General features: G+C 39.4%; 26 protein-coding genes. 19 read left to right on the forward strand and 7 right to left on the reverse strand.

Annotated features, from left to right (window positions below; translation table 11 throughout):
• Positions 1–67 precede the first annotated feature (67 nt).
• The 4 genes from SanJ4206_RS01500 to SanJ4206_RS01515 all read right to left on the reverse strand — a co-directional run bounded on the left by SanJ4206_RS01500 (position 68) and on the right by SanJ4206_RS01515 (position 4100).
• Entirely contained in the window at positions 68–979 is a 912-nt protein-coding gene (locus SanJ4206_RS01500) for a PTS system mannose/fructose/sorbose family transporter subunit IID (RefSeq protein WP_003033774.1), read from the reverse strand.
• Between the two features lie 19 nt (positions 980–998).
• Positions 999–1802, reverse strand: coding sequence for a PTS mannose/fructose/sorbose transporter subunit IIC (locus tag SanJ4206_RS01505; protein ID WP_003033793.1), 804 nt, complete (start codon positions 1800–1802; stop codon positions 999–1001).
• 17 nt (positions 1803–1819) lie between these two features.
• Positions 1820–2809: a PTS sugar transporter subunit IIB gene (locus tag SanJ4206_RS01510; protein ID WP_004224338.1), complete on the reverse strand. Its 990-nt coding sequence runs from the start codon at positions 2807–2809 to the stop codon at positions 1820–1822.
• Between the two features lie 478 nt (positions 2810–3287).
• Positions 3288–4100 carry a Cof-type HAD-IIB family hydrolase gene (locus tag SanJ4206_RS01515; protein WP_004224335.1) on the reverse strand — a complete coding sequence of 271 codons (813 nt, stop codon included), beginning with the start codon at positions 4098–4100 and terminating at the stop codon, positions 3288–3290.
• A gap of 106 nt (positions 4101–4206) precedes the next feature.
• On the opposite strand from SanJ4206_RS01515, the gene SanJ4206_RS01520 reads away from it, so the two are divergent.
• The 5 genes from SanJ4206_RS01520 to lytR all read left to right on the forward strand — a co-directional run bounded on the left by SanJ4206_RS01520 (position 4207) and on the right by lytR (position 8683).
• Positions 4207–4806 (forward strand): DUF1361 domain-containing protein, encoded by a 600-nt coding sequence (locus SanJ4206_RS01520; protein WP_004224332.1) that lies wholly within the window; start codon positions 4207–4209, stop codon positions 4804–4806.
• A 118-nt stretch (positions 4807–4924) separates the two neighbouring features.
• Complete coding sequence (locus tag SanJ4206_RS01525) at positions 4925–6364, forward strand: NCS2 family permease (RefSeq protein ID WP_004224328.1); 1440 nt, start codon at positions 4925–4927, stop codon at positions 6362–6364.
• A 242-nt stretch (positions 6365–6606) separates the two neighbouring features.
• On the forward strand, positions 6607–7047 hold the full coding sequence (gene tsaE / locus SanJ4206_RS01530) for a tRNA (adenosine(37)-N6)-threonylcarbamoyltransferase complex ATPase subunit type 1 TsaE (protein WP_003033807.1): 441 nt from the start codon (positions 6607–6609) through the stop codon (positions 7045–7047).
• Entirely contained in the window at positions 7040–7561 is a 522-nt protein-coding gene (locus tag SanJ4206_RS01535; RefSeq protein ID WP_004224322.1) for a GNAT family N-acetyltransferase, read from the forward strand. Before tsaE ends, SanJ4206_RS01535 begins: the two co-directional genes overlap by 8 nt.
• A gap of 6 nt (positions 7562–7567) precedes the next feature.
• Complete coding sequence (gene lytR / locus SanJ4206_RS01540) at positions 7568–8683, forward strand: glycopolymer--peptidoglycan transferase LytR (protein WP_004224318.1); 1116 nt, start codon at positions 7568–7570, stop codon at positions 8681–8683.
• 46 nt (positions 8684–8729) lie between these two features.
• Here the strand turns inward: lytR and SanJ4206_RS01545 are convergent, their stop codons facing one another.
• Together SanJ4206_RS01545 and SanJ4206_RS01550 are read right to left on the reverse strand one after the other, a co-directional pair.
• Entirely contained in the window at positions 8730–9017 is a 288-nt protein-coding gene (locus tag SanJ4206_RS01545; RefSeq protein ID WP_004224316.1) for a hypothetical protein, read from the reverse strand.
• 9 nt (positions 9018–9026) lie between these two features.
• Entirely contained in the window at positions 9027–9437 is a 411-nt protein-coding gene (locus SanJ4206_RS01550) for an HIT family protein (protein ID WP_004224313.1), read from the reverse strand.
• Between the two features lie 68 nt (positions 9438–9505).
• On the opposite strand from SanJ4206_RS01550, the gene SanJ4206_RS01555 reads away from it, so the two are divergent.
• The 12 genes from SanJ4206_RS01555 (at position 9506) to SanJ4206_RS01610 (ending at position 21845) form a co-directional block, all read left to right on the forward strand.
• A complete protein-coding gene (locus SanJ4206_RS01555; RefSeq protein WP_004224310.1) occupies positions 9506–10237 on the forward strand; it encodes an ABC transporter ATP-binding protein in 732 nt (243 codons plus the stop codon).
• The gene (locus SanJ4206_RS01560) at positions 10234–11280 is read left to right on the forward strand and encodes an ABC transporter permease (RefSeq protein ID WP_004224306.1); all 1047 of its coding nucleotides are present in this window, start codon (positions 10234–10236) and stop codon (positions 11278–11280) included. Before SanJ4206_RS01555 ends, SanJ4206_RS01560 begins: the two co-directional genes overlap by 4 nt.
• Before the next feature lie 50 nt (positions 11281–11330).
• On the forward strand, positions 11331–12128 hold the full coding sequence (ccrZ, locus tag SanJ4206_RS01565) for a cell cycle regulator CcrZ (RefSeq protein ID WP_004224303.1): 798 nt from the start codon (positions 11331–11333) through the stop codon (positions 12126–12128).
• A complete protein-coding gene (gene trmB, locus SanJ4206_RS01570; protein ID WP_003033795.1) occupies positions 12125–12760 on the forward strand; it encodes a tRNA (guanosine(46)-N7)-methyltransferase TrmB in 636 nt (211 codons plus the stop codon). The genes ccrZ and trmB overlap by 4 nt, the downstream gene beginning before the upstream one ends.
• 740 nt (positions 12761–13500) lie before the next feature.
• Complete coding sequence (locus SanJ4206_RS01575) at positions 13501–14190, forward strand: VIT1/CCC1 transporter family protein (RefSeq protein ID WP_037582627.1); 690 nt, start codon at positions 13501–13503, stop codon at positions 14188–14190.
• Between the two features lie 247 nt (positions 14191–14437).
• A complete protein-coding gene (rimP, locus tag SanJ4206_RS01580) occupies positions 14438–14926 on the forward strand; it encodes a ribosome maturation factor RimP (RefSeq protein WP_004224293.1) in 489 nt (162 codons plus the stop codon).
• A 53-nt stretch (positions 14927–14979) separates the two neighbouring features.
• A complete protein-coding gene (gene nusA, locus SanJ4206_RS01585) occupies positions 14980–16173 on the forward strand; it encodes a transcription termination factor NusA (protein WP_003078357.1) in 1194 nt (397 codons plus the stop codon).
• Between the two features lie 10 nt (positions 16174–16183).
• Positions 16184–16480 carry an RNase P modulator RnpM gene (rnpM, locus tag SanJ4206_RS01590; RefSeq protein WP_003033741.1) on the forward strand — a complete coding sequence of 99 codons (297 nt, stop codon included), beginning with the start codon at positions 16184–16186 and terminating at the stop codon, positions 16478–16480.
• Entirely contained in the window at positions 16473–16772 is a 300-nt protein-coding gene (locus tag SanJ4206_RS01595) for a YlxQ-related RNA-binding protein (protein ID WP_003073828.1), read from the forward strand. The genes rnpM and SanJ4206_RS01595 overlap by 8 nt, the downstream gene beginning before the upstream one ends.
• A 16-nt stretch (positions 16773–16788) precedes the next feature.
• On the forward strand, positions 16789–19626 hold the full coding sequence (infB, locus tag SanJ4206_RS01600; RefSeq protein ID WP_037582622.1) for a translation initiation factor IF-2: 2838 nt from the start codon (positions 16789–16791) through the stop codon (positions 19624–19626).
• A gap of 78 nt (positions 19627–19704) precedes the next feature.
• Entirely contained in the window at positions 19705–20055 is a 351-nt protein-coding gene (gene rbfA, locus SanJ4206_RS01605) for a 30S ribosome-binding factor RbfA (RefSeq protein ID WP_022525353.1), read from the forward strand.
• A gap of 158 nt (positions 20056–20213) precedes the next feature.
• Positions 20214–21845 (forward strand): Na/Pi cotransporter family protein, encoded by a 1632-nt coding sequence (locus tag SanJ4206_RS01610; protein WP_157622007.1) that lies wholly within the window; start codon positions 20214–20216, stop codon positions 21843–21845.
• A gap of 636 nt (positions 21846–22481) precedes the next feature.
• On the opposite strand, the gene SanJ4206_RS01615 is transcribed toward SanJ4206_RS01610, so the two are convergent.
• Positions 22482–23009, reverse strand: coding sequence for a hypothetical protein (locus tag SanJ4206_RS01615; RefSeq protein ID WP_004224278.1), 528 nt, complete (start codon positions 23007–23009; stop codon positions 22482–22484).
• A 679-nt stretch (positions 23010–23688) separates the two neighbouring features.
• On the opposite strand from SanJ4206_RS01615, the gene nagA reads away from it, so the two are divergent.
• Entirely contained in the window at positions 23689–24843 is a 1155-nt protein-coding gene (nagA, locus tag SanJ4206_RS01620; protein ID WP_004224277.1) for an N-acetylglucosamine-6-phosphate deacetylase, read from the forward strand.
• Between the two features lie 314 nt (positions 24844–25157).
• Positions 25158–26003: an aldo/keto reductase gene (locus tag SanJ4206_RS01625; RefSeq protein ID WP_004224271.1), complete on the forward strand. Its 846-nt coding sequence runs from the start codon at positions 25158–25160 to the stop codon at positions 26001–26003.
• Positions 26004–26488 lie beyond the last annotated feature (485 nt).

A 26488-nucleotide genomic window follows, 5' to 3' on the forward strand; every position in this document is an offset into this window, starting at 1 on the left:
ATTATCCTCCCTATTATAGCACATTTATTGTCAATAAAAAAGAAGGCCGAAACCTTCTTTTTGTTATTTACATGATTCCGAAGAAGCGTGCCACAATACCAACGATGAAGAGACCGATGATAATTGTGATTGGAGAAACTTTCTTCTTAAGCAACCACATACATAGGAATGTAAGAAGAAGCCCCATCAAGCCAGGAATTAAAGCATCTAACTGTCCTTGAAGTGTTTGAGCTTGTATTTTATCAAGTCCAAGACCACTATTTACTTGACCAAGGATATCATGTAATTGTTGACCAGTAACATTTCCTTTAGGGAATTCAATGTAAGCACCTTTAGACAAAGTCTTAGAAGGAAGTCCTACCGTAAAGGCAATATTTACCCAACGTTCAACAAGAACGGCGATGATGAACATACCAAGGATTGAAGCTCCTTTGGTGATGTCTTGAAGGATACCACCTGACATGTCTTTTGTAATTTCAGAACCAGCTTTGTAGCCAAGTTCTTGAGTGTACCATAAGAAGGCCATACGGATAAGATTCCAAAGTACGAAGAAGAGGATTGGCCCCATCACGTTACCTGCCATAGCAAGTGAGGCACCAAGAGCACCGAGGATAGGACGAACGGTAAACCAGAAGACTGGGTCACCGATACCAGCAAGAGGTCCCATCATACCGATTTTAACCCCTTGGATAGCAGTGTTGTCAATTTCAGCCCCGTTAGCCTTTTCTTCTTCAAGGGCGAGTGTCACACCAATGATAGGAGCAGCTACGTATGGGTGAGTATTAAAGAATTCCAAGTGACGTTCAAGAGCCGCAGCACGGTCTTCTTTAGAAGTGTAAAGTTTTTTGATAGCTGGGATAAGTGCGTACGCCCAACCTAAGTTTTGCATCCGTTCATAGTTCCAAGAACCTTGCAAGAAAGTTGAACGCCACCAAACTTTTTGACGATCTGATTTTGATAATTGAATTTTTTCTGTCATGGTATTAGTAGCTCCTTTCTTAGTAGTCTTCTAAAATATCACCAATTGGGTCATTTGATGTAGCAGAACCGCCGCCACCATTTCCGCCTTTTTTAGAAAGGTTGATGTAAATCAAGGCAATTGCGACACCAATAGTACCCATAGCAATAAGAGTAAGGTTTGATAAAGCTGCAAGTGCAAAACCGATAGCAAAGAATGGCCATACTTCGCGAGTTGCCATCATGTTGATAACCATCGCGTAACCAACGGCAACGACCATACCACCACCGACAGCCATACCACCTGACAACCAAGCAGGCATAGCATTCAAGACACCTTGAACGACTGATGTTGGAACTGCAAGAAGAAGAGCAGCAGGAATAGCAATACGAAGACCTTGAAGAAGAAGTGCAACTAAGTGAGTACGTTCTACAGCACCGATGTTACCTTCTTTAGCAGCAGCATCAGCACCGTGAACAAGACCTACTGAAATTGTACGAACAATCATTGTAAGGAAGAGACCTGCAACTGCAAGAGGGATAGCAGTTGTATAAGCGAAACTGATACCTTTATCAGTGAAGTCGCCACCTTGTACCATGATGATTGCAGATGCTACAGAAGCAAGTGCAGCATCAGGAGCAACGGCAGCACCAATGTTTGCCCAACCAAGAGCAATCATTTGAAGTGTACCACCAAGGATGACACCTGCTTCCAAGTGTCCTGTTACTAGACCGATAAGGGTACAAGCAACAAGTGGTTGGTGGAATTGAAATTGGTCCAAGATTCCTTCGAGTCCAGCAAGAAAGGCAACGAAGACCACTAAAATCATAGAAATAATTGACATATTCTAAATCCTTTCCATTATTGAACGTTGGCTTTTTTAATTAAGTCAAACAAATCTTTTTTGGAGTCATTTGGCACTTTACGTACGTCAAATTCCACTCCGAGGTCACGCAATTTTTCAAAGGTTGCAACATCATCTTTGTCCATTGACAAAACGTTATTGACCATTGTTTTACCAGTTGAGTGAGCCATTGAGCCAACATTAAGTGTTTTGATTTCAACACCGCCTTCAACAGCACGGAGTGCATCTTGAGGAGTTTCAAAAAGAATCAGTGCATGTGTGTTACCAAAACGAGGGTCTTTTGCTACCGCAATCAATTTGTCAATTGGGACAACATTTGCTTTGACATTACCAGGAGCAGCTTGTTTGATCAACTCTTTACGAAGTTTATCAGCTGATACGGAGTCAGAAGCAACGATGATACGGTCTGCTTTAGAATCTGGTGTCCAAGCAGTTGCAACTTGACCGTGGAGAAGACGTGTATCAATACGAGCAAGATTGATTTTCAACTTGCCATCGCCGATAACGGTTCCTTCTGGAATAGCAGCTTGAGCAGTTGGTGCAGCTGGTGCACTTGTTACCTCAGCTACAGGATTTAGTTCTTCAGGAAGAGCTTTCACTCCATCCTTTGCTTCTTTGATGATGTTTGCGACAACAGCGTCAACGCCAGCATTGGCATCCATCATTCGTTCAGTATAAGCTTGAATCAACATTGGCAGATTCAAACCTGTAATGATCGCGAACTTACGGTCAGGATTTTCACCCATTACGCGGCTAGCTTGGTTAAATGGAGAACCACTCCACAGGTCAGCCAAAACTAGAACTTCATCGTTCGCGTCAAAAGCAGCCACAGCATCATTGAACTTAGCATACAAATCATCAGGACCTTCGTTTGGCATAAAAGTTACAACTTGAACTTTTTCTTGCTCACCAAAAATCATAGAACCTGATTGATGAATACCAGCAGCAAATTCACCATGGCTTGCAATAATGATTCCGATACTCATTATTGTCTTTCCTCCTTATAAAATGTTTGACTTAAGTTTAAGAAAAATTTAAGACTACTTAAGTATAAAACGTTTTCATGAAAAATGCAATAGTTTGAGCTAAAAAAATCAAAATCTTTCATATTTTTGACAGATTGTAAACGGACAAAACTAGCCATTTAAACAATATATTAACCTTGAAAAGCACTTGGAAAAATAATGAAAATTTTGAAAAAATAATTCTATCTACACGAATTATTAAATAAGAAAGAGGAAAATCAATAAAAAATCTAGGAACATTTTAAATTTAAAAAAACAAAATTTATAATATTCAATTTATAGCATAAATAAACTGATAGAAAATAATTGAAAATCAATAGCTGATGAGACTGCCCCCATGATTGCTAGTGCACAATCAGTTGCAGAAAAATGAAATCTGGGAAGATGACGTGTAAATATTAAAAAGTCGGACAGAAAACCTATCCAACTCTAAGTCTTATTATAAAAATAGTTTCAATAATTGATGAGCGACTCCGTCTTGATCATTGGTCAGTGGCAGTTGTTCATCTGCGTAAGGAAGAAGTGTTGGGCTAGCGTTTTTCATGGCATAGCCAGTACCGGCAAAAGCTAACATCTCTGTATCATTGTGCTCGTCACCAAAAGCAATCAAATCTTTCCGATCCACGTTCAGAACCTCTAATAAATATTTCAAAGCAAAAGCTTTATTGACGCCTTTTGGAGTGCATTCGAGGATATTGAGCGGGCCGCCCCAAGTATTGATAGATAATTGTTGTTGATAAAATTGATTCAATTCATCTGCCAAAGCATATTTATCATTGGCATGCGTTTGCAAAAGGATACAGTTGGGATTTTTGGTAACTAATTCTGGATTAAATTGATTTTCAGGTTGAAAAGATTCTACACCAAATAATTTCGGGTCGGCAATCGTTTCATTGGGGGCTGTGATATAAAATTTCTTCCGATATTCTCCAGCAATGAAGTCTGCTTCAATCTCTTCCTTCCTTTTGACAATGTCTAATAGATATTCTTTATCTAAGGTGATACATCTTTCCTGTTGCCACTTTTTCTCCGGGATATGGGTCAAAGAGCCATTAAAGTTGATCATTGGAGTGTGCAGTTCCAATTCTTTATAAAATTCCCGAGCCATTCGATAAGGGCGTCCGGTTGTGATGACAACATGATGTCCTTTTTTAGAAATTTTTTTAATGGTTTCTTTTGTAAATTCAGATAGTTTGCTGTCAGAATTGAGCAAGGTTCCGTCTAAATCTACTGCAATTACTTTTTTTGTCATAGTCTACTCTTTCATTTGTGCTGTTTTCTATTATAGCAGATTTTAAGATGAAAGTGCAGAATTTGTGATATAATGTTTTCTTATATAACGAAGGAGGAAATCGAGTATGCGTAAAACAATTATCATTCATATTTTCTTTGCGATTATTTCTGCAATCGTTTATGCTGAAGGAATTTTGACAAAAGGTCCAGATTTGATTTGGAATATGTTTCTAGCTTTGGTTGCCTATGATGTAGCTTTTATAGCCATTCAATTTAAGAAAAAATGGTTTTTCTTACCTGTAGCAATTCTTTGGCTAGTGTTTTATCCCAATACGTTCTATATGATTACGGACTTGGTACACATGCACTGGGTGAGTGACACCTTGTGGAACCGAGAAAGTCTGCATCTTTTTATGGCCTTTGTTCCAAGTATTTTCTTTGGGGTTCTATGCGGAATAGAGAGCTGGAATTTGATTTCGGGCTATTTGAAGCTCAAATGGTGGCTGGAATATTTGGCTATTGGAACCGTCTCATTTTTATCGAGTCTCGCAATTTACATTGGTCGCTATGATCGGCTCAATTCTTGGGATCTAGTCAGCCATCCTACGTTAGTCTTTGAGCGGTTGGCAGCTGCTTTGCAGAGGGAGCGCCTGTTATTCATTTTAGGGTTTACCTTTATTCAAATCATGTCCTTGGTCTTTTTGAGTAAAAGTCAGTCTAAATAAAGATTTTATGTATAAAACATTGAATTAATTTGTTTGTTTTTAAAACTTCTGTTGAAATCATGAATATTTTGTGGTATTATATCTATTATCGTTCGTAAATTTTAAGGAGATTTTAAAAATGGACAAGTTTTTTAAACTAAAAGAAAACGGTACGACTGTTCGTACAGAAGTTCTTGCTGGTTTAACCACTTTCTTTGCAATGAGTTATATCCTCTTTGTCAACCCTGAAATGCTCAGTCAAACAGGCATGCCAGCACAAGGTGTTTTCTTAGCGACTATCATTGGGACTGTTGCAGGGACGCTGATGATGGCTTTATATGCCAACATTCCTTACGCTCAGGCGCCTGGTATGGGACTGAATGCTTTCTTTACTTATACCGTTGTTTTTGCGCTTGGTTATACTTGGCAAGAAGCACTGGCGATGGTTTTTCTTTGTGGGATTATTAGTATTATTGTCACGCTGACTAGGGTTCGTACAATTATTATTCACGCAATTCCAGAGAGTTTAAAATATGCGATTTCTGGTGGAATTGGGATTTTTCTAGCTTATATTGGAGTTAAAAAAGCTGGACTTTTAAAATTCTCAATTGATCCAGGAACCTATACTGTTGCAGGAAAAGGTGCTGATAAGGCACAAGCAGCTATTACGGCTAATGGAATGGCAACACCGGGCTTGGTAGATTTTAACAATCCAGCTGTTCTTGTCGCTTTGTTTGGAATTTTCATCACCATTTTCTTTGTCTTGAAACGTGTGCGCGGAGGTATTGTGTTATCTATTGCGGCAACCACAATCGTAGCCATTTTGGTGGGAGTTGTAGATCTTTCAAAAATCAATTTTGCTTCCAATAATATCGGTGCTGCTGTTCAGGATTTAGGAAAGATTTTTGGTGCGGCACTAGGTAAAGATGGCTTGTTGGCTTTGTTTGCAAAACCAGCTCGCATTCCAGAAGTACTTCTTGCCATTTTGGCCTTTTCATTAACAGATATTTTTGATAATATTGGAACTTTGATTAGTACAGGGCGTAAAGCAGGTATCTTTAATATTGCAGATGAAGAAGCTGCTAAAGATTCGTCTGGGCTTCAGACTAAAATGGACAAGGCGCTGTTTTCAGACATGGTTGGGACAACGATTGGCGCGATTGCAGGGACTTCAAATGTTACGACTTATGTAGAAAGTGCAGCTGGAATTGAAGCGGGCGGTCGTACTGGCTTGACAGCGCTTGTCGTTGCAGCTTTGTTTGCTGTGTCAAGTTTCTTTAGTCCACTTCTTGCTATTGTACCAACAGTAGCGGTAGCACCTATTCTTATCATTGTGGGAATTATGATGCTCTCTAGCATGAAAGATATTGAATGGGACGATTTATCAGAAGCAGTACCAGCATTCTTTACATCCGTTTTCATGGGCTTTACTTATAGTATTACTCATGGTATTGCCGCAGGATTCATCATGTATGCTTTTGTGAAAATCATCAAAGGTGAAGCCAAGGAAGTTCATCCAATTATCTGGGTGTTGGATGCTTTGTTTATCCTAAATTTTATCAGTCTAGCTTTGGCTTAATGATTGAAAAATCGGGAGTGGGACAAAAATCGGTAATTTCGAAGAAATTTGATTTTGTCGTCCCACCCCCGCACAGTTGAGTAGGGATGTAAAGGTTTATTTATCAACCGAATAGAACCCACTCAACCACTGCGACTTGCAAGAAACTCATAAAAATCTGACGAGGTTAAGGACTTTTGCCCCAGCCTCTTTTCTTTTGTTAAATTTCAGCAGAAAATGAAAACTTCTGGTATAATAAAAGAATGTTTAGCCATAATGAAGATGAGTTGATGGCGTGGGGCGAGAAATTAGGCGCTTTACTCCGAAAACAAGATGTTTTGATTTTAACGGGTGACTTGGGTGCTGGGAAAACAACCTTCACCAAAGGTTTAGCGCGTGGACTGGGTATCAAACAAATGATTAAAAGTCCGACCTACACTATTGTACGAGAATATGACGGACGCCTGCCGCTTTATCATTTGGACGTTTATCGCATTGGGGAAGATCCAGATTCTATTGATTTAGACGATTTTCTCTTTGGAGATGGAGTGACGGTTATTGAATGGGGCGAATTGTTGGGAGATAGTTTGCCAAGTGACTATCTCAAATTGACAATTTTAAGAAAAAGTGATGGTCGAGAATTGGTCTTTGACGCAAAAGGACATCGAGCTGAGAAACTGCTTGAGGAATTTGTCAATGGCTGAGTTAGAGCTAGTTATAAGAGAAGCAGAACCTCAAGATGCCAAATCTTTAATTGATTTTCTTAATCAGGTTGGGCAAGAGTCAGATTACATGACATTAGATGACGCAGGGATTTTGATGACAGAAGAGCAGATGAGCTCTTTCATTCAACATCAAGCTGCGTCAGATAATCAGATTTATCTAATTGCACTATTAGAAAATGAAATTGCTGGGCTTGTGAGCATTACAGCTGATTTTCATGAGCGAATTCGTCATATCGGGCAGGTCTTTATCGTGGTTAAAAGAGCATTTTGGAATCAAGGCTTAGGAAAGTTTCTTTTAGAAGAGGCGATAAATTGGGTAGAGAATTCTGGAGTGATTCGGCGATTAGAATTGACTGTACAAGCAAGAAATGAACGTGCTGTTCATTTGTATCAGGCATTTGGATTTGAGATTGAGGGCGTTCAAAAAAGAGGGGCCTATCTTGCAGAAGGGAAATTTCTTGATGTTTACCTAATGGGAAAACTGATAGATTAGAATAATATGTTAAAAAAAATTATCTTAATGTTTTTAAGCTTGTGTCTTGTAACGGTTGCAGGACTAGGCGTTTATGGATTTACGATTTATAACCAATCAACGGATGTATTGTCTAAGACTTACAAGAGCTTTGGGAAAGATACAGATGTTATTGCAGCTACCAAACCGCTTACCTTGCTCTTAATGGGGGTGGATACGGGTAGTGGTTCACGCTCAGATCGGTGGGCTGGAAATAGTGACTCCATGATTCTCATGACGGTCAATCCTAAGACGAAAAAGACTACGATGATGAGTTTGGAGCGGGATATTCTCACCAAAATTAAAACCGCTGATGGGACAACGCAAGCAAAGCTCAATGCGGCTTATGCAAATGGTGGAGCTGAGCTAGCTATTTCCACAGTGCAAAAGATGATGAATATTCACATTGACCGCTATGTGCTTATCAATATGAAAGGTCTGGTACAATTGGTTGATGCTGTTGGCGGTATCACGGTCAATAACACACTTGGTTTCCCTATTTCGATTGAAGAAAATGAACCAGAATACAAAGCAGTTGTTGAATCAGGTAAGCAACACATCAACGGAGATCAGGCGTTGGTTTATTCTCGCATGCGTTATCAAGATCCAGAAGGGGATTATGGCCGTCAAAAGCGTCAACGAGAAGTCATTCAAAAAGTAGTCCAAAAAGTGCTGAGTTTAAATAGTGTCAGCCATTATCAGGCTATTTTAAAAGCTGTTAGCAACAATATGCAGACCAATGTAGAGTTGTCTTCTGGCAGTATTCCGCAATTATTAGGTTACCAAGATGCTTTCAAAAAGATTGAAAGCAAGCAATTAAAAGGTGAAGATGCCACCTTAGCAGATGGGGGTTCTTACCAAATCGTCACTTCGGAGCATATGTTGGAAATGCAAAATGTTCTGAGAAAATCGCTTGGCTTGGACGAAGTGACTGAATTGGAAACCAATGTGGTTTTATATGAAGAATTGTATGGCAGTGCTGCTCCTAGTTCCAGTCAGTCAGGAAATGGCACAACAACTGGTGCTGCTGATTCTTCTGCGTATTCAAGCAATTCTTATGGAACAGATCAAAATGGACAGTATTACGGTCAATACGGACAATGACATGATAAAAAAGAATTTAGCGTGTGTCTAAATTCTTTTTTATTTCTTAGTTGATGCGAGTGTTCCAGATGTCTTGAATTTGCTGAAGTCGAGCAGTAGTATCTTGCTCAAAAAGTTTGAATTGGTAAGTCAAATCCTGTGAAATTGTTTGTAGATTGTCTTTTTGCTCTTGAACAACTTGGAGATTTCGTTGAATATTTTGTAGATTGTCTTGAATTCTGTCCATTAGCTCATAACTTTCAACAGCCTCGTTCATGAGTTTTTCTCTATTTTTAACAAGGCAAAAGCTGGCTGCAGCTGCACCGGTGAATAACAATAGATTACTAAGTTTCATGGTTTCTCCTTATGCTTTTGAAATTTTTTCGGCTAATTCTGCAAGAGCAGGGAAGTTTGGTTCGTGCGCCACGAAAGTCAGTTTTAAATCATCATTTTCTGTATAGCGTGGTGCTAAATGGACATGTGTATGGAAGACAGATTGACCGGCAATTTCTTCGTTGTTATTGATGATATTCATTCCCTTTGCACCAGTCGCCTTCATCACTTTACGAGCAATATCTGGAATGCGTGCAAAAAGTTGACTGGCAGCTTCACCGTCCATTTCAAGCATGTTGCGGAAATGTTTTTTAGGGACAACCAAGGTATGTCCGAGCGTTACTTGTGAGATGTCTAAAAATGCTAGAATTTCATCGTCTTCATATACTTTAGAAGCTGGAATTTCTCCTGCAATAATCTTACAAAAAATGCAATCTGCCATCAAATTTACCTCTACTTTGCTAGATTTTGTTATAATATAAGAACATTATACCAGAATTTGGAGAAAATATGTTAGAAATAAAAGGGCTTACAGGGGGCTATGTGAATATCCCTGTTTTAAAAGACATCAGTTTCACAGTAGGAAATGGGGAACTGGTGGGGTTGATTGGCTTGAATGGTGCGGGTAAATCCACTACAATCAATGAAATTATCGGACTTTTAACTCCTTATAAGGGTAAAATTTTAATTGACGGTGCCAAACTGCAAGATAGTCCTACGGCCTATCGTGAGAAAATTGGTTTTATTCCGGAAACACCTAGTTTGTACGAAGAATTGACTTTAAGAGAACATATTGAAACGGTTGCTATGGCCTATGATGTGGAGCAAAAGGTGGCTTTTGCGCGCGTGGAGAAATTATTGACCATGTTTCGCTTGAAAGAAAAATTAGATTGGTTTCCGGTGCATTTTTCTAAAGGAATGAAGCAAAAAGTCATGATTATCTGTGCATTTGTGGTTGACCCCAGCCTTTTTATCGTTGATGAACCATTTTTGGGACTTGATCCAGTTGCCATTGCTGACTTGATAGAGCTTTTGGAGGATGAAAAGGCAAAAGGCAAGTCAATTCTCATGAGCACGCACGTGCTGGATTCGGCAGAAAAGATGTGTGATTCATTCGTGATATTGCATAAGGGAGAAATCCGAGCTAAAGGCAATTTAGCAGAATTACGAGCAGAATTTGCCATGCCAGAAGCTAGTCTCAATGACATTTATCTAGCTTTGACAGAAGAGGCGAGCCTATGAGAGAACTGTTTCAAAAGCGCAAACAAGTATTTCGCAATCAATGTTTGAAGTATTCGCGCTATGTTTTTAACGACCATTTTGTCCTCTTTTTATTAGTTTTTACTGGCTTTTTAGCGGTTCAATACAGTCAGTTGTTGCGAAATTTACCTTCAAATCACCTGCCAATCATTCTTGCTTTAGCAGTTCTTTTGATTTTATTGTTGCCTCTGGGACGAATCGCGACATATATGGAAAAACCAGATAGTCTATTTTTATTGGTCAAAGAAGAGGAACTAAACAGCTACTTACAAGAACAAATGCGTTCATCTTATCGATTATGGGCCTTGCTTCAAACGGCTATTCTATTGCTAGCTGCGCCACTTTTTCTTGCTTTAGGTCTGCCATTTTTGGGATGGCTTATTCTTGTATTTCTTATGTTGCTAGCAAAATGGTTCGTATTTTTGCAGAAAAGTCAAAAATTTTACCAAGGTGCAGGGGTGAATTGGAGCTATCTCATTGCTTACGAAGAAAGACGAAAACAGACAATCCTGCGTTTCTTTGCTCTCTTTACCAATGTTAAGGGAATTTCCAATAGCGTAAAACGCCGAGCATATCTTGATGGTTTGACGAATATTCTACCAAAAAGACAGTCAACTACTTGGCAAAATATGTATTTGCGTTCTTATTTGCGCAATGGTGATTTTCTTGCCTTGACTATACGGTTGCTGTTTCTGTCTCTTTTGGGAATTGGTTTTATCAGTCAATCGTGGATTGCTGCCATATTTGTGGCATTGTTAAATTATCTCCTGCTATTTCAGTTGACAGCCTTGTACCATGCCTTTGATTACCAATATTTGACGTTCTTATTCCCTTTAGAAATCAACTCAAAGTTAAAAGGAGTGAAACAAGTGATTGTTCTTATTGGCTACAGCGTGCTTTTTGTGGAAACAATGATGGCTTTGCTGTTTTTCCAAGATAGAGTAGCTTTGCTTTTTATGATAGGAATCACATTGCTACTCTATGTCATTTATTTACCATTCAAATTAAGAAGTTTGGTTGACTAAAGGAAGTAAAATTAGTAAAATAGATAGGAAACTTTTTACGGAGGGGAACAATGGACTTGGTTGATAATGAGCTAACTCTGACACCAATTGCAGGCAAGAGTGGAAAAGCCTACATGGGCACCTATCCAGATGGGGCGCGCGTTTTCGTCAAGATGAATACAACCCCAATCTTAGTAGGTTTAGCTAGAGAACAAATCGCACCGCAACTATTGTGGAGTCGTCGCATGGCAGATGGCAACGTTATGAGTGCGCAAGAGTGGCTGTCAGGAAAGATTTTGACACCAGCTGAAATGGACAAAAAGCAAATTGTAAATATTTTGACGCGTTTGCATCGCTCACGTCCCTTGATGACACAACTGCGCCGGCTGGGTTATGCTTTGGAGACGCCAGCAGATTTATTGGAATCTTGGTTAGAACATGCACCATTGGCAATTGGAAATAATCATTACTTGCGGTCGGTTTTAAATGATATGCGTAGTCATTTACCACAATTTCGCGAGGATCATGCAACAATTGTGCATGGCGATGTGCGTCATAGTAACTGGATTGAGACAGATAGTGGATTGGTGTATTTAGTAGATTGGGATTCTGTTCGATTGACAGATCGTATGTTTGATGTGGCTCATATATTAAGCCATTATATTCCAGAGGTGCGTTGGAAAGAATGGTTGACCTACTATGGCTATCGGTATAATGAAACGGTATTGAAAAAATTGTACTGGTATGGTCAGTATGCTTACCTATGTCAGATTGCTAAGTATTATGAAAATGCAGACTTGGAAAATGTGAATCGGGAGATTTATGCACTACGTAACTTCCGTTCAAAATACGGGAAAAAGGTGTCATGAGAGTTAGAAATCGTAAAGGGGCGACGGAATTACTAGAAGCAAACCCACAATATGTAATTTTAAATCCTGCTGAAGCAAAGGGCAAGTGGCATGAGATTTTTGGGAATAAGCACCCCATTCATATTGAAGTGGGAAGTGGAAAGGGTGCGTTTGTTTCAGAAATGGCAAAAGCTCATCCAGAAATTAACTATATCGGAATTGATATTCAAAAATCCGTTTTGAGTTACGCTTTGGATAAGGTTTTAGCAACTGATGTTCCCAATATCAAGCTCCTTTGGGTAGATGGTTCTGATTTGACCAACTACTTTGAAAATGGAGAGATTGATCGTTTGTATCTGAATTTTTCTGATCCTTGGCCCAAGAAACGCCATGAAAAACGGCGCTTGACCTACAAATCTTTTCTCGATACCTTTAAGCAAATTTTACCAGAACATGGTGAGATTCATTTCAAAACAGATAATCGTGGTCTTTTTGAATATAGCTTAGTGAGCTTTTCTCAATACGGGATGAAACTAAATGGTGTTTGGTTAGATTTACACGCGAGCGACTTTGAAGATAATGTGCTGACAGAGTACGAGAAAAAATTTGTCAACAAAGGTCAAGTCATCTATCGGGTCGAGGCGGAGTTTTAAGGTGAAATAGATAATTGAAAGAGGCTGGGCAAAAAGTGTCCCAGCTTCTATCAGATTTAGTAATAAACGAATAACGCAGTAGGTGATTGGGCTCTTTATTCGCTGTTTAAGCTCGGAAGAGCACCTTTGACGAAAACTTCGTTTTCTTCATCTGCAACCTTAAACAGCTTGATAACTGTTTAAGCACCCTTGCGGGGGTGAGTTTGGGACAAAAAGATTTCAATTTTTAAAAATCTTAATTATTAAGCCCTTCTAATCTATAATTAAATGCGAAAAGCGAATAAAGCAGAATTCTGATTACCAGAAAACTAGTTTTGTTCGCTTTTTATATTTGAGGTCGGACTTTTGTCCCAGCCTCCACTCCCTTTTCTGATTTTCAGGAGAAAAGATTGCTAAAAAACAAGAGGAGCAAAAGAATGTCTCAAGCGACAAAATGAACTTTAGAAGTTTCATTTAAACATTTTGTTATAAAAGCTATTAACAAAATTTACGATTCAGGACATTGTAGAAGATTGTGGTATCAATCGGATGATCTTTTATCATAAATATATATGTGTGCGATTTGGTAGAATGGTCTTGTTTTGAGTTTACTAAAAAGTAAAACGTTGCTGTCCAAGTAGATGTTCAAGAAATTTTATTAAAATAGTAGAACTTTTCTCATTTTGTTCTTTTCTCTTGTGCTTGATTAAGCTTTTATTTATAATAATTCTAAATAAAGAGGAAAGAGAAGGTTGACGATGATGAGAGAACAAGAGATTGATAAGAATTTTAGCGGTCGGCTTAATATTTTGCGAGCTGGAGTATTGGGGGCCAATGATGGTATTATTTCTATCGCGGGTGTGGTAATAGGGGTAGCAAGTGCAACAGAAAGTATTTGGATTATCTTTCTTTCTGGGTTAGCAGCAGTCTTTGCGGGAGCTTTTTCCATGGCAGGTGGTGAATATGTATCTGTCTCCACTCAAAAGGATACGGAGGAGGCCGCAGTTGTCAGAGAGCGAGATCTTTTAATGAAAAATCCAGATATTGCTAGGCAGTCGCTCTATGCAGCTTATATCCAGAATGGCGAGTGTGAGACTTCTGCCCAGCTTTTAACCAATCGAGCTTTTTTAAAGTATCCTCTCAAAGCTTTGGTAGCGGAAAAGTATGGTATTGAAGTGGAAGAATTTACTAATCCTTGGCATGCAGCAATCTCCAGCTTTATCGCTTTTGTAACAGGAGCTATCTTTCCCATGCTGAGCATTGTCTTCTTTTCTGCTAGTTATAGAATTCCGGCGACAGTAGTCATCGTTGCTTTATCGCTATTGGGAACGGGATACACCAGCGCCAAGTTAGGAAAAGCACCGATAAAAAATGCCATGATTCGAAACTTAGTCATTGGACTTTTGACTATGACAGTAACTTATCTTGTAGGTCAATTATTTGCGATTTAATTTCGAAATAAAAAACCTTTATGAGGAGTGATTTTGATTGTAGGTTATTCTATTTGACTTTATAGTCAATTCTTTTTAGAATTATTTGTCAACCACAATGCTGAAATCAATCAATTTTCTTACGATTGATAAGTATAGCATCAAATAAAATACAGGAATATATTTTCTTGCATTTTATTTTTTCTTATGCTATAATACAAGTAATGAATATGAAAGAGAGGCGAGGAAGTATCTTCGCCTCTTATCTGTGAGGAGGTGTAGTCTTATCGCAACGATTGTAGAATTGGTAAAAGAGGTTGTCGAGCCAGTCATCCAAGAGCCGTATGAATTAGTGAATATTGAGTATGGTAAGATGGGGAGCGACCATGTTCTCAGTATTTTTGTAGATAAGCCGGGAGGGATTACCGTAAATGATACGGCAGATTTGACGGACATCATCAGTCCGCTTTTGGACACGATTAAGCCGGATCCTTTTCCTGAGCAGTATTTCCTTGAGGTGACGAGCCCAGGGTTGGAACGTCCGCTGAAAACGAAAGAACAACTAGCAGCTGCAGTTGGGGAATATATCCATGTTAGTCTGTATCAAGCACTTGATAAAAGTAAAGTCTTTGAAGGGACACTGCTTTCTTTCGAGGAAGATCATTTAACAATGGAATATATGGATAAGACTCGTAAGAAAGTTGTTCAAATTCCTTACCAGCTAGTATCCAAAGCAAGATTAGCAGTCAAATTTTAGCAAGAATATAATAAAGAAAGGATTGCTTTTGTTTCCACAAAAGCTGAAAAAACATGAGTAAAGAAATGCTAGAGGCCTTCCGTATTTTGGAAGAAGACAAAGGGATCAAAAAAGAAGATATTATCGAAGCGGTGACGGAGTCACTTCGTTCGGCTTATCGTCGTCGCTATGGTCAAGCAGATAGTGCAGCCATTGAATTCAACGAAAAAACAGGAGATTTTCGTGTTTATACCGTTCGTGAAGTGGTAGACGAAGTTTTTGATAGCCGTTTAGAAATCAGTTTAAAAGATGCTCTTGCTATTAGCTCGGCTTATGAACTTGGTGATAAAATAAAATTTGAAGAGGCACCAACTGAATTTGGACGGGTAGCAGCTCAGTCTGCTAAGCAAACGATTATGGAAAAAATGCGCAAGCAGACACGCGCAATCACTTACAATAAGTATAAAGAACATGAAAATGAAATCATGTCAGGAACAGTCGAGCGCTTTGACAATCGTTTTATCTATGTCAATCTAGGTAGCATTGAAGCACAGTTGTCGAAGCAAGACCAGATTCCTGGTGAAGTATTTGCTTCTCATGACCGCATCGAAGTCTTTGTCTATAAGGTAGAAGACAATCCTCGCGGTGTCAATGTTTTTGTCAGCCGCAGCCATCCAGAAATGATTAAACGCTTAATGGAGCAGGAAATTCCAGAAGTTTATGACGGAACAGTTGAAATCATGAGTGTTTCTCGTGAAGCAGGTGATCGGACTAAGGTTGCTGTACGCAGTCACAATCCCAATGTAGATGCAATCGGTACAATTGTTGGTCGTGGTGGTGCAAATATTAAGAAAATTACCAGCAAATTTCATCCGGCTAAATATGATGCCAAATCTGGCCGTATGATTCCTGTAGAGGAAAATATTGATGTCATTGAGTGGGTGGCAGATCCTGCAGAATTTATCTACAATGCGATTGCTCCTGCAGAAGTCGATCAAGTTATCTTTGATAGTGAGGATAGCAAGCATGCTCTTGTTGTTGTACCAGATAATAAGCTATCACTTGCTATTGGGCGTCGAGGGCAAAATGTGCGCTTAGCAGCTCATTTGACAGGTTATAGAATTGATATCAAATCTGCAAGTGAATTTGAAGCTATGGAAGAAGCAGGTGAGCTTGGTGGATTTGCTGAAGAAGCAGATGAATTTGCAACAATTGAAAGTCCTGTGGAAACAGAATTTTTAGAAAGTGAAGTTGAAGCAGAAGACTAAGGAGGGGGAAATGGCAAAAACAAGAAAAATCCCTTTACGAAAATCAGTAGTTTCTAATGAAGTTATTGACAAGCGTGATTTGCTTCGGATTGTCAAAAATAAAGAAGGCCAAATTTTTATTGACCCGACAGGAAAGGCCAATGGACGAGGAGCTTATATCAAGCTTGATAATGAAGAAGCGCTTCAAGCTAAGCAAAAACGAGTCTTTAATCGCAGTTTCAATATGGAAGTGGAAGACGATTTTTACGATGAGCTGATTGCTTATGTGGATCACAAGGTCAAAAGAAGAGAGTTAGGTCTTGAATAAGCAAAAACTAGCAAATTTACTTGGCTTAGCACAACGAGCAGGTCGCATCATATCGGGTGAAGAATTGGTTGTTAAGGCAATACAAGATAAGAAAGCAAAGTTAGTCTTTTTAGCCAATGATGCTGCTCCAAATTTGACCAAGAAAATTACTGATAAAAGTCATTATTACAAAGTAGAAGTATCAACCGTGTTTTCAACACTGGAATTAAGCACCGCAGTAGGCAAGGCAAGAAAAGTGCTTGCCATCACTGATGCTGGATTTACAAAGAAAATGAGGTCTCTTATGGAATAGAAGAGGAGGACAAGATTTGTCTAAAGTAAGATTGTACGAAATCGCGAAAGAACTGGGAAAAGAAAGCAAGGAAATTGTGGCGCGTGCAAAAGAGCTTGGTATTGAGGTGAAAAGTCATGCCAGCAGCGTGGAAAGTGAAATAGCAACACGTATCACAGCTAGCTTTTCTCAAGCAGCAGTTCCTAAAAAAGAAACGACTCAAAAGCCGACTCAATCGTTGCCTAAAGAGCAACCGTCAGCTTTAACGGCAGTAAAAGAAACGACCGAGGCTGAGAAGAAAGCAGAGCCGAAGGCAGTAGCTCCGAAGCAAAAGTCGGAAGTGGAAATGAAGTCGGCGCCTGCAAAACCAAAAAGTCGTAATTTTAAGGCTGAACGAGAGGCAAGAGCAAAAGAGCAAGCAGAACGACGGAATAAACAGCAAGACAATCGTCCGCAAAAACAACAAAATGGCGATAAACGAAATCGAGATGAGCGTAATCAGCGTAATAATCGAAGCAATCAAAATCGCAATGACCGAGGAAATCGCAACGAACAACGCGACAACCGCAATCATCGAAACCAAGACAATCGTCGTCAAGAACAAAATCGTTCAAATATTGCAAATCAGAATCGCCCTCAAACAAATCAAGGACCACGCATTGATTTCAAGGCGCGTGCAGCGGCTCTGAAAGCAGAACAGAATGCCGAATATGCTCGTGGAAGTGAGGAGCGTTTCAAGCAAGCTCAAGCCGCAAAGGCAGCTCAACGTGAGCAGAAGAAACGGAAAGAACCGGTAGAAGAATTATTCAAAGCAGCAGCGCCTATCGTGGAGGCTACGAAGCCGGCTCCACAGTCTCAAGTTGCCCCTGAGGCGGTTCCAACTCCTGCAGTTGATACTCGTCGGAAAAAACAAGCTCGACCAGACAAGAAACGTGATGACTTTGATCGCGAAGAAGATGGTCCAAGAAAACAACAAAAGAATCGAAGCAGTCAAAATCAAGTGAGAAATCAAAAGAATAGTAATTGGAATCATAACAAAAAAAATAAAAAAGGCAAGAACAATCGGAATAACACTCCAACTCCAAAACCAGTTACAGAACGCAAGTTCCATGAATTGCCTAAAGAATTTGAATACACAGAAGGTATGACCGTTGCAGAAATTGCAAAACGGATTAAACGTGAACCAGCCGAAATTGTCAAGAAACTCTTTATGATGGGGGTTATGGCAACGCAGAATCAATCGTTGGACGGCGATACTATTGAACTTCTGATGGTAGATTATGGCATTGAAGCACATGCTAAAGTTGAAGTCGATAATGCAGATATCGAACGCTTCTTTGTGGATGAAGATTATCTTGATCCAGATGCTTTAGTAGAACGTCCGCCAGTTGTGACCATCATGGGACACGTTGACCATGGGAAAACAACACTTTTGGATACCTTGCGTAATTCTCGTGTTGCTACAGGTGAAGCAGGTGGGATTACACAACATATTGGTGCTTACCAGATTGAAGAAAATGGTAAGAAAATTACCTTCCTTGATACACCAGGGCATGCCGCTTTCACCTCTATGCGGGCGCGCGGTGCTTCTGTCACAGATATTACGATTCTTGTCGTAGCAGCAGATGATGGAGTCATGCCTCAAACAATTGAAGCGATTAACCATTCAAAAGCAGCCAATGTGCCAATTATTGTAGCGATTAACAAGATTGATAAGCCAGGTGCTAATCCTGAACGTGTCATCGGTGAATTAGCTGAATATGGAGTTATGTCTACAGCATGGGGCGGTGATTCTGAATTTGTTGAAATCTCAGCTAAGTTCAACCAAAATATTGAGGAGTTGCTCGAAACAGTTCTCCTTGTAGCCGAAATTCAAGAATTAAAAGCCGATCCAAATGTTCGCGCAATTGGTACAGTAATCGAAGCGCGCTTGGATAAAGGAAAAGGTGCAGTTGCAACCTTGCTCGTTCAACAAGGTACTTTGAATGTGCAGGATCCAATCGTTGTCGGAAATACCTTTGGACGTGTACGTGCCATGACCAATGACCGTGGACGCCGAGTGAAAGTTGCTGGACCGTCTACACCAGTATCTATCACAGGTCTAAATGAAACACCGATGGCTGGTGATCATTTTGCAGTATATGAAGATGAAAAAGCAGCGCGTGCAGCTGGTGAAGAACGTGCAAAACGTGCTCTCATGAAGCAACGTCAAGCAACTCACCGTGTTAGTCTTGAAAATCTCTTTGATACCCTTAAAGCAGGCGAAGTCAAGTCTGTCAATGTTATTATCAAAGCAGATGTGCAAGGTTCTGCCGAAGCCTTGACAGCTTCCCTTCAAAAGATTGAAGTGGAAGGTGTTAAAGTCACGATTGTTCACTCAGCAGTTGGTGCGATTAACGAATCAGATGTTACTCTTGCGGAAGCTTCCAATGCCTTTATCATTGGTTTCAATGTTCGTCCTACTCCACAAGCTCGTCAACAAGCTGAAGCGGATGACGTCGAAATGCGTCTTCACAGTATCATTTATAAAGTGATTGAAGAAGTAGAAGATGCCATGAAAGGGATGTTGGATCCAGAATACGAAGAAAAAATTATCGGTGAAGCTGTTATCCGTGAAACCTTTAAGGTTTCTAAAGTCGGTACCATCGGCGGATTTATGGTGGTTAGCGGTAAAGTAACTCGTGATTCTAAGGTTCGTGTCATTCGTGATGGTGTTGTCATCTTTGATGGTGCCCTTGCCAGCCTTAAACATTATAAAGATGATGTGAAAGAAGTCGGAAATGGACAAGAAGGCGGTCTCATGGTTGAGAATTACAATGACATCAAAGTGGATGACATGATTGAAGCTTACATTATGGAAGAAATCGCAAAATAATATAAATGAAAGGGAGACAGACTGTGATATATTGAAGTCTGCCTCAACCTTTTTCTAAAATAAGTGAAAGGAGACATCATGGCAAATCAATTTCGTGTGGATCGTGTGGGGATGGAAATCAAACGCGAAGTCAATGAAATTTTGCAAAAAAAAGTTCGTGATCCACGTGTTCAAGGAATTACCATTACAGATGTGCAAATGTTGGGCGACTTGTCAATGGCAAAAGTATACTACACGCTGATGAGCAACCTTGCTTCTGAGCAAGAAAAAGCTCAAATTGGTTTAGAAAAAGCCAAAGGAACGATCAAACGTGAATTGGGTCACAACTTGAAGATGTATAAAATTCCTGATTTGACATTTATCAAAGATGAATCGATTGAATATGGGAACAAAATTGATCAAATGCTCCGTGATTTAGATCAAAAATAAGACGTGATTTTAGCTATATCAATATATTTAAAAAGAAAGGAAATTCTATTTTTCTTTCTTTTTTTGATAAAAATGCTAAAAAAGGCTTGTTACTTTTACACTTATCCTTTAAAATAGAAAAGGAGATAATCCGCTACAGATTTTTCGGAGGAGAAAAGATGTCCATCAATTGGCAGCAAATTATATTTAGCTTTTTAGGCGGTTTAGGACTTTTTCTATATAGTATTCGAATGATGGGAGATGGCTTGCAGCAAGCTGCGGGTGATCGGCTTCGTTATTTCATTGACAAATATACCAGCAATCCATTTTTTGGTGTTCTAGTTGGAATTGGTCTAACAGCCTTGATTCAGTCAAGTTCAGGTGTGACAGTTATTACGGTTGGACTGGTAAGCGCTGGACTATTGACTTTGAAGCAAGCGATTGGGATTGTTATGGGAGCCAATATCGGAACGACAGTGACCTCCTTTATTATTGGTTTTAAGCTAGGTGATTATGCCTTACCCATTCTCTTTTTAGGAGCAGTCTGTCTCTTCTTTACCAAAAAGCGCTCTATCAATAATATTGGTCGTGTCTTATTTGGGGTCGGTGGGATTTTCTTTGCTTTAAATCTGATGAGTGGCGCTATGGAGCCATTGAAAGATTTAGACGCTTTCCGTGAATATATGATAAAGTTAAGTGGAAATCCAGTCCTTGGTGTGTTTGTAGGAACAGGGATTACATTGCTCATTCAAGCTTCGTCTGCTACCATTGGGATTTTGCAGAATCTATATGCGAGCGGCTTGATTGAGCTAAAAGGAGCTTTGCCAGTTCTTTTTGGGGATAATATCGGGACAACGATTACAGCGATTATTGCATCTTTAGGTGCCAATATTGCAGCAAAACGTGTGGCAAGTGCTCATGTAATGTTTAACGTGGTTGGTACCATTTTGTGTTTGATTGTGTTAGGACCATTTACAAGCTTGATTCAGTGGTTTCAAACAGCTCTCCATTTAAGCCCAGAAATGACTATTGCCTTTGCTCACGGAACTTTTAATGTTACTAATACCATTATTCAATTTCCATTTATTGGCTTGTTAGCTACCTTGGTAACAAAACTGATTCCAGGTGAAGATGAAGTTGTGAAATATGAACCGCTTTATTTAGATCCGATTTTAATCAAACAAGCTCCGTCTTTGGCGCTTGGAAATGCCAAAAAAGAATTGCTGCATTTAGGACGTTATGCGATGCGTTCATTTGAGTTGGCTTATGATTATATTGTGAACAATACTGAAAAGTCAGCAGACAAGGGACACAAGGTAGAAGAAGCAATCAATAAGATTGATGAAGATCTCACACGTTACCTCATTGATTTATCTAGTGAGCCTCTTAGCCAAAAAGAAAGTGAAGTGCTGACAAATATTTTGGATTCATCTCGAGATTTAGAAAGAATCGGGGACCATGGTGAAGCGCTGATTAACTTGACTGATTATATCCGTCGGAAAAAGGTGGAATTTTCTCCAGCAGCTTTGCAAGAGTTGGAATTGATTTACAATATGACGCTCAGCTTCATAAAAGAATCATTGAAGTCTGTAGAAGATAATGATATTGAATTGGCCAATAGTTTGGTGGCTAAGCATGAAGCGATTGATAAAATGGAACGAAAGCTACGGAAAACGCACATTCATCGTCTGAACAGAGGTGAATGCTCTACGCAAGCTGGGGTGAACTTTATTGATATCATCTCTCACTATACGAGAGTAGCGGATCACGCCATGAACTTAGCGGAAAAGGTCCAAGCGGAACAAATTTAAGATTGAGAGACAAACTGCTGAGGTGGTTTGTTTTTTTGTACCCTACTTATCTTTTATGATCAAGTAGAAAGTTTATTAATAATGACTCTGTGAGATCAAGTTGGGTACACAAGAAAAAGTGGAACATCTGTGCTGTAATACTGGCTTGACTCTGTTATCAATCCAATGTGATAGAGCAAATAGAGGTAGAGTAGAACTTGAAAGATGTCACAGTTTATCTTTATCAAAACTTACAAACTCTAAACCAGTTCATCAAGGAGAAAAATATAAATTTCGAAATATACTTTTTACTTTTGATTAAATCTTTCTTGTAAAGTTGCATTTGTTAAACTATTCGAACCTCTTATTGCTAGTTATCAGTGGATTGTGGATATTGGTTTAGAAAAGTTTTTGGTATGTTTTGTAAGATAAACTTATGTTTTTGATGAAAACATCACTGTGATGAGGGCTTGTCATAACTAGTGGTAACGAAATCTGCTCTGAAACTAGTCATATAAAAACCAGTCCTCATTAAGCGAGGACTGGCTAGTTGTTTAGTTTGTTATTAGAACAATATATCAAAAGTTAGTTTAACCACTGTGTGCTGAATGGTATACATAAATAATGTAAGAAAACCTATAAATTAGCCCTACTGCATTATTCAAAAGTTACCTTAATTGGTATTTTGGCAACAGTTTCTGTAATATCATAAATGACTTCTAAATTGCATTCTAAAACTTTTGGTTTGGTAATACTAGCTGCTTCTAAAGCATTTATTGGTAATTTAATACTACCTTCAGAAGTAGCAGAAGCTTTTAAGGTATCAGAGCAAATGATAATTTTGTGGTCATCATTATTGGAAATATTATTGACTTTACCATTACGAGTTTGCACTTCATATTCTTTATTGGAAGTATTTTTATATGCTAACTTAAGGGTATATTCGTAATCATCTTTTTCTAGCCCTTTATAGGTAAGTGTGACACCTTTGCCTTCGTAAATAACTGTGTCAATAGCTGTGGTAGAAAATTCAATGGTTTTTGAGCTTTGTTCTGCTTTTTGACTAGAACTGGTCTTGGGTATTTCAGAAGATGATGTGTCTGTTGATTTCTTATTATTACCGCAAGCAACTAAAAGCAGAATGGTAAGTAAGGAGACAGCGACTGTAAAGACTTTCTTTTTCATGATACACCTCCAAAGATAAGTGTGCTAGGCGCAGACTAAAGTCGTTTAAAGCCGATTTGTCTCTTTTAAATTGGGAATCAGCTCCTTGCGACAAAAATCAACACAAAATACTTTTTCCATATTTATTATAACACAATACAGACAATTATTCAAATAAAAGATAGAACATAAAGACTTAAATAAGGTAGTAACCGGAAAGTCGAATATAAACTTGATGGTTTAGGTTGAGTGCCTTAATTGATTCATTTGACAGAAATTATCTATTTAGTACTAAAAATATGAAAACAACAAGAAAAAACAAGACGACTATAAGGTTGGTCTGAATTTAATATCGAAAAATATCTAGCAAACAAGACTTGCAAATGGAATGAGTACTAGTATTTGTCCTAAAATAAGCAGCATCAAAGTCAGCTCCTGCCAATATGGAATTTAGATCACTCTTTTAAACGAAGTGTACTACAAGTTTGTTAAATGGACAGTATAGAAAATAGTATAAACAGTAGTGTTTATACAATCACTTAAAATCTAGCAAGATAGGTCTATACCATTTACAAAAAGAAAAGAAAGCGATATAATGAAAGAGACATAATGAACAATGCGAGAGTGATTTAAAATACCATTTACAGTTGTCTAAAGTGACAGCTTATATAAACTCTCACTGAAAGAAGGAGGTTTTATTATGCCTAAATATATTCAAGCAGATCGATTTTTCTATCCCCATGGTATCCGTCAAGGTGGCTACTTGGAAATCACAGATGGTAAATTTGGCAAATGGACGAAAGCTATTCCGGCAGGTGCGGATGTGATAGATTATACAGGTTATTCTATCGCACCGGGACTGGTGGATACCCATATTCATGGTTTTGGCGGTGTCGATGTCATGGATAACAATATTGAGGGCACCCTTCATACGATGAGTGAAGGTCTCTTGACGACGGGGGTGACTAGTTTTCTGCCAACGACTTTGACTTCAAGCTATGAACAACTCTTGGCTGTGACAGAAAATATCGGTGCTCATTATCAGGAAGCGACAGGTGCTAAGATTCGTGGCTTATATTTTGAAGGTCCGTATTTCACAGAAAAATATAAAGGAGCCCAAAATCCAATTTACATGAAAAATCCTCGAATGGATGAATTTCGTGCTTGGAAAAAAGCATCGAATGGTTTGCTCAATAAAATCGCTCTAGCTCCAGAACGAGAAGGTGTGGAAGATTTTGTTCGAACTATTACTGATGAAGGGGTTACGGTTGCACTTGGGCACTCAAATGCAACGTTTGAAGAAGCAAAGGCTGCGGTAGATGCAGGTGCCAGTGTCTGGGTGCATGCTTATAATGGTATGCGCGGCTTAACCCACCGTGAGTTGGGGATGGTTGGCGCTATGTATGAATTGCCACACACTTATGCTGAATTAATCTGTGATGGACACCATGTGGATCCAAAGGCTTGTGACATCTTGATGAAGCAAAAAGGGCATGAAAATGTTGCGCTCATCACAGACTGTATGACTGCAGGAGGCTTGGAAGACGGTGACTATATGTTGGGAGAATTTCCAGTAGTAGTCGCAAATGGAACTGCTCGACTCAAATCAACAGGTAACCTAGCCGGTTCTATCTTGAAATTGAAAGACGGGTTAAAGAACGTTGTCAAATGGGGGATTGCTAACCCACACGAAGCAGTTATGATGGCAACCCTCAATCCGGCTAAATCCGTTCATATTGAGGATGTTTGTGGTCAAATCAAGGAAGGACATGATGCAGACTTCATTGTGTTGGACAAGGATTTGGAACTGGTTGCGACCTACTTGGATGGCGAAAAGAGATACGAAGCTAAATAGAATCTTTTTATCTTGAAAGAGTTGGGAAACCGACTCTTTTCATTTTACTTTTTAAAATACATGTAGTTAAGAAAAGGTTTTTAAGGATTTGAATTGCAATAAGGGGCGTGATATAATGAGGTTATCTGAGTCGTATGCTCATGATTGTAGTTGGCATAACTTTTATTACTTATAGTTTTCTCGGCAGGGGAATGGCACCAACCAAGGAGAATGTCTTTAAACCCAAATCCTTGAAAAAGAAAGCTAAGAAATAGATTTTTTGTTGGAAGGGGTAGTTGACTGGGCTGCCTGCTTGCTTAATAAAGGAGACGGAGATGGAACGTTATCAATTAAACAATGGTGTAGAGATTCCGGTTTTGGGCTTTGGAACTTGGAAGGCTCAAGATGGTGAAGAGGCCTATCAGGCGGTGCTAACAGCACTTGAAGCAGGCTACCGACACATTGATACTGCGGCTGTTTATAAGAATGAGGGAAGTGTGGGTAGTGCAATCAAAGACAGTGGTATACCGCGAGAAGAGCTCTTTATTACGACCAAGCTCTGGAATGGTAATCATACTTATGAGGAGACTCAAGGAGCTTTTGCCCGCTCCTTAGAGCGTTTGGGGCTGGACTATCTGGACCTCTATCTTATCCACTGGCCCAATCCAAAACCTCTGCGAGAGCAGGAAGCTTGGAAGGAGCGCAATCGGGAGGTTTGGCGGGCTATGGAAGACCTCTATCGGGAGGGGAAAATCCGAGCTATCGGTGTCAGCAATTTCCTGCCTCACCACCTAGAGCCTCTGCTTGAGACAGCGCGTATTTTGCCTGCGGTCAATCAAATTCGTCTGGCGCCTGGTGTCTATCAAGCTGAAACAGTGGACTATTGTCGTAAGCATGATATTCTCCTAGAGGCTTGGGGTCCCTTCGGTCAAGGGGAACTTTTCCGCAATGAAGAAGTCAAGGCTGTGGCCGATAAATACGGCAAATCTGTCGCCCAAATCGCTCTGGCTTGGAGCCTGCAAGAGGGCTTCCTGCCCCTGCCCAAGTCGGTTACGCCTGAGCGAATCAAGAGCAATCTGGACTGCTTTGACATTACCCTCAGTCCAGCAGACCTAGAAGTGTTGAAAAACATTCAAGGTCTTGAAGGCGGCGCTCCAGATCCAGATAAGATGGATTTTTAGATGATGATTGACTGAAACTGTAATCAAAACTTTCTCTTCTGTGCGATAAAGAAATCAAAGGGCTGATTGAGGAGGTTATTGAGCTACTGGGAGTGGGAAGATAAGGAAGAAAAGAAGCAGTCAAGGCTTCAGTCAATATCATTTATCAACGTCCTACTCCAATCTAGGAGTCGAATCGTCTTCCTTACTAAAATTTGGAGGGAATCTAGCTTTCAGATAGTCCTATTTATGAAAATTTCCAAATAATCTATCCCTCGAATGACAGGATTTACTAAAATTGATTGGCATTCTATGTCTAGGATGACACTAATCACTAAAGTTTCTAGGTATTCTAAGTCTTGAATGATCGGATGATTCGTTTTTTATAGACAAATAGTCCCCGTCGGAAGGTTTACTAGCAATCAGATGGGGATTTTTGCTGCCTTTTTTCTTTGAAAAAGAGAAAAATGCCTTTTCGGAGCTTAAAAACAACATTTCAGAGTAGC

It is taken from the genome of Streptococcus anginosus, from assembly GCF_001697145.1.
Classification (GTDB): domain Bacteria; phylum Bacillota; class Bacilli; order Lactobacillales; family Streptococcaceae; genus Streptococcus; species Streptococcus hominis.